Genomic DNA, 9,297 nt, shown 5'->3' with positions numbered 1-9,297 from the left:
CGCTCTATAATTAAAATAAGAAGCATTAATTCTTTTTTTAAGGTTTAATGCTTCTTCAAAACTTTGATTTAACTGTCCATAATCCGTATTATGCGAATTTTTTCAATTCCCCTCAATTCTTCATTTCCTGACAATATAGAGTACATCAGTTTCAGATAAACCAAATTTCCTCGCACTTCTCATTCCTTGTTTTTCAGCTATGTTATACAATTCAACCTTAAATCCTACATTCATTAATCGTTGTATAAATCCTGATTGATTATAAATTCTTACATGTTCTTCATGACCAAAAGCTAATTTTCTCAATTTTGGCGTTAAAATTAATTTATTCTCTATAATAATATCTACATTCATTACGATTGGAGCTTGAATAATTCCCCATCCATTTGTTTTTAATACTCTATATAACTCTCTCATCGCTTTTTCATCATCTTGAACGTACTGTAATACATGGCCACATAAAATCACATCAAATGTATCATTTTCATATGGAATTCTAGTAACATCAATTTCCTGCATTAATGGATCCATTGGTTCAATATCTCCACATACATATGTAATATTTTTATACTGAGCAAACCAACTTCTTAACTTCGCTTCTGGTGCAATATGAAGAATAGTATCATTTCCACTTAATAAATCCGTTTCCCTTTCAATATATACACGATATAACCTTTCACGGTCCATCGAATCACATACCGGACAAATCCCCGTATCTTTATTCCACATCTCGAATTTATATTTTGGAAAAGCGTAATGTTCTGGCCAAGGAGAAAATTTTTCAAATTGTTGATTGCAAAATTGACAATAGCAGACTTCTTTCTCAAATAAAAGATGAACTAACTTATTTAGTTCCTTCTCTATCTTTTCATTATCAATTTGATTTAATTGACTATTTTTTACCGCATCCTTAATTATTAACACCGCATTTTCCAAACAATGAGTTAAACATTCTTTATAATCTTGCTCACAATTTAAAAACCCACTATTATATGCATCTAGTATTAATTCATTCCATTCTTCAATTGTCTTTAATGTAAATTGTATTTGTTTTTGATTTTCCCCACTATGTTGTCTAAAATAACTAAGGGGTTCCTCTATATAAACTACTTTCCCTTTCCTCATCATATCTAGCCATGTTGCAATGTCATGAATAGCAGAGTAACTCTTCCCCTTAAAACACCCAAAATCACCTCCAAAAAATTTCCGATTAAACAAAACTGTTGTAGGCTCACCAACTACATTTTTTAAGTTTTTTAACATATAATCCCCTAATTCTTTTCCTTCAAAAAGTGTAGTTTCTTTGGCGATTTTCATATTCAATGTTGATGGCAGTAATACTTCTCCATTCTCATCAATTAATTCACGATATGACGTCACAAACGAAATGTTTTCTAGACTAAAAAAACAGTTCATCATTCTTTTAATCTTTTCAGGATGAAATAAGTCATCATCTAATAAAAAGTTTATATAATCTCCATTTGCAAGTTCTATACACTTATTAAAGCTCTCTGCTTCTAATCGAGATTTATTTTTAACATATGTAATACATTCATATTGACTTAAATATGGTTGGATCATCGCTTGAACTTCACCGTTTGTACTATCGTCAGAAATTATTATTTCAATATTTTCATATGTTTGATTCAAAGCACTTTTGAGAGCTAATTCCAAGTAATGAGGTTTATTATAGGCAGGAATAAGTATACTGACTTTCGGTAAATGAGAGTTGTTATTCCGATACTGTTTTTTCTTTTCTATATTTATTTCCTTTCGCTTAATTTGTCGGTAGTAGTCTAATGTATATACTATTGATGATGGAACTAATTTTTTTGCATAGTCTAGAAAATTAGTTATCGCTTTATATAACTCTTTTTCAGTAGATAAAAATCCATACTTTTCTCCAACTATAATACTATGTGAAAAATCCTCTACTCCATCCATAAGTTTATTAGATTCATTCAACTGTTGTCCTGAATGTAATCGGAAGTAACTAAGTGTCTCTGCTATATATACTGCTTTTCCTTTACTTAATAAAGATAACCATGAGGCTATATCTACATTACATAAATACCTTCTCTTATCAAAAATCCCATATGGTTCTTGTAAATCATTTTTACGAAATAAAACTGTTGTTGGTTCTCCAATATAATTTTTTTGATCCACAATTACCCTATTTCCTAATTCTGTTCCCTCTATAAGAGTATCCTCTTCAAATAAACGGACAGTTGAATAAATATGTCGTAGTTCTTTCCCTTTATCATCAATTACTTGACGATGAGATGTTACAAGTTTGATTTCATTATCTCGATCATTGAAAAAATACTTCATCATTTTTTCAATTTTATTCACATGAAATATATCATCATCCATTAAAAAATTTATATACTCACCGTTTGCTTCATTAAATAACATTAGCGCATTTTCAAATTGTCCGAGAGTTGACCTGTTTTTTATATAAATAATATTTGAATGATCACATAAGTATTTTTGTAACACATTTTCTGTTTCGTCATTCGTGCTATCATCTCCAACAATAATTTCTATATTAGAATATGTTTGTTGTAATACGCTACACAATGCTTTTTCAAAGTAGCCAGGACGATTATAAGTAGGAATTAATACACTTACTAACGGAATTCGCTCTATCGTCTCTTCACTTTTTTCAAAACGATTCCCCATCTTTTCCCCCACCTTTTCGCATATTATTTATATACGCGACCTAATATCACATTACTTAAACCGTATGAAACCTTTATACTTTTATGCAAGCCCATAACAAAATATCCTACTTTTCAATCGTAAATATACATATTCAATCATATAAGCATTGGATTAGCTGCTTTTTATTCATTTGATTTCTATCATAAGGCAAATAAAAAGAAACCTTAATTAGAGGGGCCATTCTAATTATCCCCCTCACCAATCGAATTTTTACGTACAGTTACTCTCCCGCCTAACTTCCTCACATCAGCCGGATTTTAAGATTGAAGTCTTCCCCCCTGCAAATAGCGGGATACATCTATTCCTTAAAAAGAAAATATATTTCTTAACAAAAAATAGCTACACCATTAGGCGTAGCTATTTTACAATTATTACTTATTCAAACTATATTCCTTTATCTAACTCATAAAGCATACGATACTTCTCGTTTTCTCTCAGAAGTTGTTCATGACTACCTTGCATCACAATTTGACCACGATCAAGGAATATAACTTCATCTACATGTTCAATTCCTACAAGATGGTGCGTAATCCAAATTACTGTCTTTTCTTCCGTTGCGGAAAACATTGTTTCTATTAAAGATAATTCTGTCTTTGGATCTAAGCCGATCGTAGGTTCATCAAGGACAATAATTGGAGCCTCTTGCATGAGCGTTCTAGCAAAAGCAACCCGTTGTCTTTCCCCGCCAGAAAACCTTTTTCCCATTTCATGCATTTTTGTTTGCAATCCATCTGGAAGAGAAGCTATATGCGAAGCTAATTGCGCTTTCTCTAAAGCTGTCCATATCTCTTCATCCGTAGCCTCTGGTTTACCTATTCGCACATTATTTCCAATTGTCGTATCGAATAAATGCGGCTTCTGATTCAATACAGAAATATATTTCGATAAAAGATTCGTATGAGCGTGTTCACTATTCAATAAAACTTCACCATGTAACGGGCTTAGCGCACCTGTTAATAATTTTAACAAAGTAGATTTTCCTGTTCCGCTTCTTCCTAAAATGGCGATTTTCTTTCCTGCCTTTATTTGCAGTGATACTTCTTTCAATACAAATTCATTACTATCTGGGTAACTATACGATACATGATTTAATTCAATGTCTATATGTTTTGATGCAACATAACCTTTATCCCCGCGTAAATCCTCTTCATCCTGTAAAACAGCATTATCTTCTATTTGATTTAGACGATGAGCAGATTCTACATATGATGGAATTCGATCGATAGCATCTGAAAGAGGAATAAGCGCGTTTGTGACTGATAACGTCATTAAGACGAAAGCCGCAATTACGGTTGGGGCAATCTGTTCACTTGCCGCCTCATTTCCAGTCCATATGATCATTGAAATAACTACAATCCCCACTACTACTTGAATGATACTGTCCCTAATATGATTCCAGCGTTTCATTCTTTTTTCCGTTTTTAACAACTGATTATTTTGCTCTACATACTTATCAATGAATTCATCTTTTCTGCCACTTGCTTGCCAGTCAGATAATCCAAAAACAGCGTCTGTTAATTGTTGATACAAACGGCTTCTTCCTTGTTTTAAAGTAACATGATGTTGCTTCATTAAAAGTAATGATACAAATGGAAGCAGAAAGACGATAATCGCTAACATACACCCTGCAATAAGCGCAAACACTACGTCAAATGCTCCGATAACAAGTACGAATATGCTATATACAACTAATGCTAATATACTAGGAAATATTGTACGTAAATATAGGTTTTGCAAATGCTCTATATCTTCGGATAATACACCCAACATATCGCCCGTTTGAAATCGCGAACGGAAAAATATCGCCTGCGGTTCTACTATTCTATATAGTTTCGTTCTCATTTTTTCTAATATGCGTAGTACGACATCGTGTCCAACTAAACGCTCTAAATAATGAAATACTGCTTGTCCTATACTAAACGCACGTGTTGCAACGATAGGAACATATACAGCCATTACATTTTCTGGTCTAAGAGCAGATTTAGAGATTAAATAACCTGAAATGAAAAGTAACATCGCACCTGAACTAACTCCAAGAAGACCAAGGAAAATAGTTAAAGTCATTCTACCTTTATTTTGCTGTATATAAGGTTTAATCCAATTACTCATCTCTATCCCCTCTCTTTCCTGTGAAAATGTAATGCCTCATTCTTTAAAAGCTCTTCATATGTTCCACTTTCTATCATTTCCCCTTTATTTAAAATAAGAATATGATCCATCTGTTTCATCCAATGAAGACGATGTGTTGCAAGAAATACTAACTTACCTTCAAACAGACGTAACATTGCTTGTTTTATTTCAAATTCAGTTTCAATATCAAGATGTGCTGTAGGCTCGTCTAATAAAATAATTGGCTTTTTACTTAAAAGTGCACGCGCCATAGCGACACGTTGTTCTTGCCCGCCACTAAGCATACGTCCACCTTCTCCAATTCTTTCGTACATCCCGTTCGGAAGCGATGTTACGAGTGAACGAAGACCAACTTCATTAATAACTCTTTCCACTTCTTCATCAGTTGTATTTGTTTCATAAAAACAAATGTTATCTTTTAATGAAAGCGGGAAAATATAAGGTTGCTGCGGAATATAGGCAATATTCTTTTGCCACTCTTCACGAGTAGCCCCGTCAATTTCCACACCATTTACAATCATCTTTCCACCTGAAGGAGTTAAAAATCCTGCTAATACGTCGATTAATGTTGATTTTCCTGCTCCACTTTCACCAATTACACCTATAGCGCCGGTGCCTTTCCAAGTAAAATCAATTCCCTCTAATATAGCTTTTTCAGATTCATCACTCTTTACTTTTACATCTTGTAATTTCAAGTTACTAGAGGAATTCCATATTAAATCTACATTTGATTCTTTTTTTCCTATTTCTTTTTGTTGCTGTAAAATCTCTTCTATTTGTTCCATTGCAAGTTGTCCATCTAACGTAGCATGATAATTCGCTCCAACTTGTTTAATCGGTAGGAAATATTCTGGAGCTAAAATTAAAATCGTAAGGGCCGGCAATAGTACAATTGTTCCGTCTATTAAACGTATCCCTAATCCGACCGCCACAAACGCTATGGATAAACTCGTAAAGAAATCTAATGCAAAAGAAGAAAGAAAAGCAACTCGCAAAGTACGCATCGTTGCTTTTCTATACCTTTTACTTACTTTTTCAATCTTTCCTTCGTGCTGTTTACTTTTACCTAAATACTTTAATGTTTCTAACCCTTTTAACGTATCTACAAAATGATTAGAAAGTACACGGTATGTTTCATATTGGCTATCCGCCATTTTCTGCGCCGCTAATCCTAGTAGGATCATAAATGTAATTACGATAGGAATCGTTACAACTAAAATGATTCCAGACTCAATATCTAGCGTAAAAACATATAGTACAATGAGTCCCGGTACGATACTACTTCTAATCATTTTAGGAATTGTTAATTCAATATATGTTTTAAATTTCTCAATACCTTCAATCGATAAGGTAACCAGATGACCTGTTCCAGCAGTTTGAACATACCGTGGACCTAATGTGAAATACGCCTCTATTAATTGTTTTCGCAGTAGCGATCCTGTTTTTTCAGCGAAACGTTCCACTAATATTTGCGATATTCGCACTAGCATGTGACGTACTGCAAACGTGATTCCAAAATAAACAGTTTCATTTAACACAGATTGCACTGTTTCTCCTTGAAATAAAAACGTAATAGCCCGTGCTAAAAACACTGTTTGCGCAATAATACTTATAGCTTCTAAAATGCTAATGATCGTTAACACTACATATAAAACTCGGCTACCAGGATACGACGGAAGTCCTCTTTTTCTTTTCATTAGTACTCCAAATCTTTATCTGACTTAACAGGTTGTCTAAACACATAGAAACTCCATATTTGACTTCCCATAACAAATGGCAATATAGCAATTGAAAAATACGTCATCAGTTTTAGTGCATAATCTCCTGATGCTGCATTATAAATTGTTAAATCGTATATTGACCCTAACGAGCTAATTAAAACACGTGGGAACATGCCGGCAAACACACTCGCACTTAGTAAAATGATTGTTAAACTCGTCATAACGAAAGCCCAACCATCTCTTCTTCTTTTATTTAATAATGTTGACACACATAATGCTACAAAAGCTCCGATCGGAACCATAATCCACTCTGTACCATGACCAGTGAATATATCTGTTTTCCATAATCCTACACCTGCAAAAATAAGAAGTGCTATAATTGCAAGCGGTGCAATTTTCAACGCAGCAATACGTGCACGTTCTCTTAGTTTACCAGTTGTACGTATAGTAAGGAATTGCAATCCGTGAACAATACATAGCAGAAGGAACATAACTCCTCCAAGTAATGCAAATGGATGAAGTAATGGTAAGAATCCACCTACAGCATTTTTCGTCTCATCAATTGGAATACCTACCATAAAGTTAGCAATGGCAACTCCCCAAAGGATAGGCGGTAGCAAACTTCCTAAAAACATACCCCAATCCCAAAAACCTTTCCATTTATGATTATCTATTTTCGCACGGAATTTAAAGGAAACACCTCTAATAATTAAAGCAAGAAGCATAAATACAAACGGAATGTAAAACCCGCTAAATAAAGTTGCATACCAGTGCGGGAATGCTGCAAACATAGCTCCACCTGCACAAACAAGCCATACTTCATTCGCGTGCCAAAATGGACCAATTGTATTTAAGTAAATTCTTTTCTCTAAATCGTTTTCCCCTAAAAACCTTGAAACTATACCTACACCGAAATCGAAACCTTCAAGTACAAAGAAGCCTACGAATAGAACTGCAATAATGATAAACCACAACTCATTAAGAGATAACATACTCATCCTCCTTATCAAATGGATCATGGCTTTGAGAATCTTGTTTCGTTTTCTTATTCTCATGTCCTTTAATGACACGAACGAATAAGTAAATAGTAATTCCACCTATAATTAAATATAGTGATGTGAACGAAACTAAAGAGAATAATACTTCTCCGAACGTAACATTTGGAGATACAGCATCTTCCGTTTTCATAACACCGAAAACTACCCAAGGCTGACGTCCCATTTCAGTCATAATCCATCCTACTGTATTACCGATAAATGGTAGTGCAATTGCATACACCATTAATTTTAAATACCAAGTTTTTTCAGCTAAACGATCTTTTCTTGATAAGAACCATCCGTATGCTCCTAGAAGAAGCATAAATGTGCCACTCATTACCATCGCTCTAAAACTCCAAAACATAGTGTGTACTGGCGGTATATAATCTCCAGGCCCATATTTTTCTTCATATTGTTTTTGAATTTGATTCATTCCTTCTACTTGACCACTAAATTTATCAAATGATAATAGACTTAGCATATAAGGGATTTGAATTTCAAATGAATTTTCTTGCTTCTCTGCATCAATTTTCGCAAATACTGTAAATGGCGCTGGATCCTCACTCGTATTCCATAACGCTTCAGCTGCTGCCATTTTCATTGGATGTGTCTTAATTAATTGTTGTGCTTGCGCATGACCGAAGAATAATACTAGCGCAGTTGTAAGTGTTCCAACAATGATAGAAATGCGGAACGATTTTTTAAACACTTCAGTTTCTTGAGCTTTCGTTATTTTCCATGCACTCACACCTGCAATAAAGAATGCACCAGTTGCAATTGCCGCTGTAATTGTATGCGGGAATTGTACCCATAATTGTGGGTTTTGAATAATCGCTAAGAAATCATTCATTTGTGCACGTCCATCTGCTGCCATTTCATACCCTACTGGCGATTGCATAAATGCACTTGCAGTTAAAATCCAAAATGCTGATAACATTGTTCCAATTGAAAGGAGCCAAATACATAAAAGGTGAACGCGCTTCGGCAATTTATCCTCACCGAATACCCATAAACCTAGGAATGTAGACTCAATGAAAAATGCTAATAAACCTTCAATCGCAAGTGATGGACCAAACACATCACCTACGAAACGTGAATAGGTTGACCAGTTCATACCAAACTGGAATTCTTGTAGAATACCAGTTACTACACCTACCGCAAAGTTTACAAGGAATATTTGTGTCCAAAACTTCGTCATCTTCTTATAAATTTCTTGTCCCTTTACCACATATAACGTTTGCATTAATGCAATGATAAAAGCTAAACCAATAGACAGTGGAACAAAAAAGTAATGGAAAATCGTTGTTGATGCGAATTGTATTCGTGCCAATTCGAGCGTTTCCATACTACAATCACTTCCTTCATAATTTTTTATATCGTATTTTCGATTGAGTTGTATGAATAAAACAACTCAAATCTTAGAAATATAGAAAGATAAATTTGTTTATGTACTTTTAGAAAATATAAATTTTCAGTTTTCAAGATCATTACAAAAGAACTTTCTCATAAAATTTACCTTTTCACTATTTCAGTAGTGTTTTATCCGTTAATCGAATTGTATAATATACCTGCATAGTAAATTCAGCTGATTTTTGACGTATTATTGACATCATTTTGTCTGAAATATGTCTTTTGTCATTTTTTTGAATTAAATTTTTTTCATTACTAAAATGTATTTTTTTAAT

The 9,297-nt window shown here is 33.8% G+C and carries 5 protein-coding genes; all 5 read right to left on the bottom strand.

Features of this window, described 5'->3' with window-relative positions; all coding sequences use genetic code 11:
- Positions 1–120 precede the first annotated feature (120 nt).
- On the bottom strand, positions 121–2,682 hold the full coding sequence (locus tag MR113_RS25780) for a glycosyltransferase (protein ID WP_242257323.1): 2,562 nt from the start codon (positions 2,680–2,682) through the stop codon (positions 121–123).
- 426 nt (positions 2,683–3,108) lie between these two features.
- Positions 3,109–4,833 carry a thiol reductant ABC exporter subunit CydC gene (cydC, locus tag MR113_RS25775; RefSeq protein ID WP_242257322.1) on the bottom strand — a complete coding sequence of 575 codons (1,725 nt, stop codon included), beginning with the start codon at positions 4,831–4,833 and terminating at the stop codon, positions 3,109–3,111.
- 2 nt (positions 4,834–4,835) lie between these two features.
- Complete coding sequence (gene cydD / locus MR113_RS25770) at positions 4,836–6,551, bottom strand: thiol reductant ABC exporter subunit CydD (RefSeq protein WP_242257321.1); 1,716 nt, start codon at positions 6,549–6,551, stop codon at positions 4,836–4,838.
- On the bottom strand, positions 6,551–7,567 hold the full coding sequence (gene cydB / locus MR113_RS25765) for a cytochrome d ubiquinol oxidase subunit II (RefSeq protein WP_097864451.1): 1,017 nt from the start codon (positions 7,565–7,567) through the stop codon (positions 6,551–6,553). Before cydB ends, cydD begins: the two co-directional genes overlap by 1 nt.
- On the bottom strand, positions 7,554–8,957 hold the full coding sequence (cydA, locus tag MR113_RS25760; RefSeq protein ID WP_064476356.1) for a cytochrome ubiquinol oxidase subunit I: 1,404 nt from the start codon (positions 8,955–8,957) through the stop codon (positions 7,554–7,556). The genes cydB and cydA overlap by 14 nt, the downstream gene beginning before the upstream one ends.
- Between the last annotated feature and the right edge of the window lie 340 nt (positions 8,958–9,297).

This window comes from Bacillus cereus group sp. BfR-BA-01379, from assembly GCF_022663605.1.
Taxonomy (GTDB): domain Bacteria; phylum Bacillota; class Bacilli; order Bacillales; family Bacillaceae_G; genus Bacillus_A; species Bacillus_A mobilis.
Note: the sequence above shows the minus strand (reverse complement) of the source record. Positions and strands in the feature narration are given on the sequence as shown.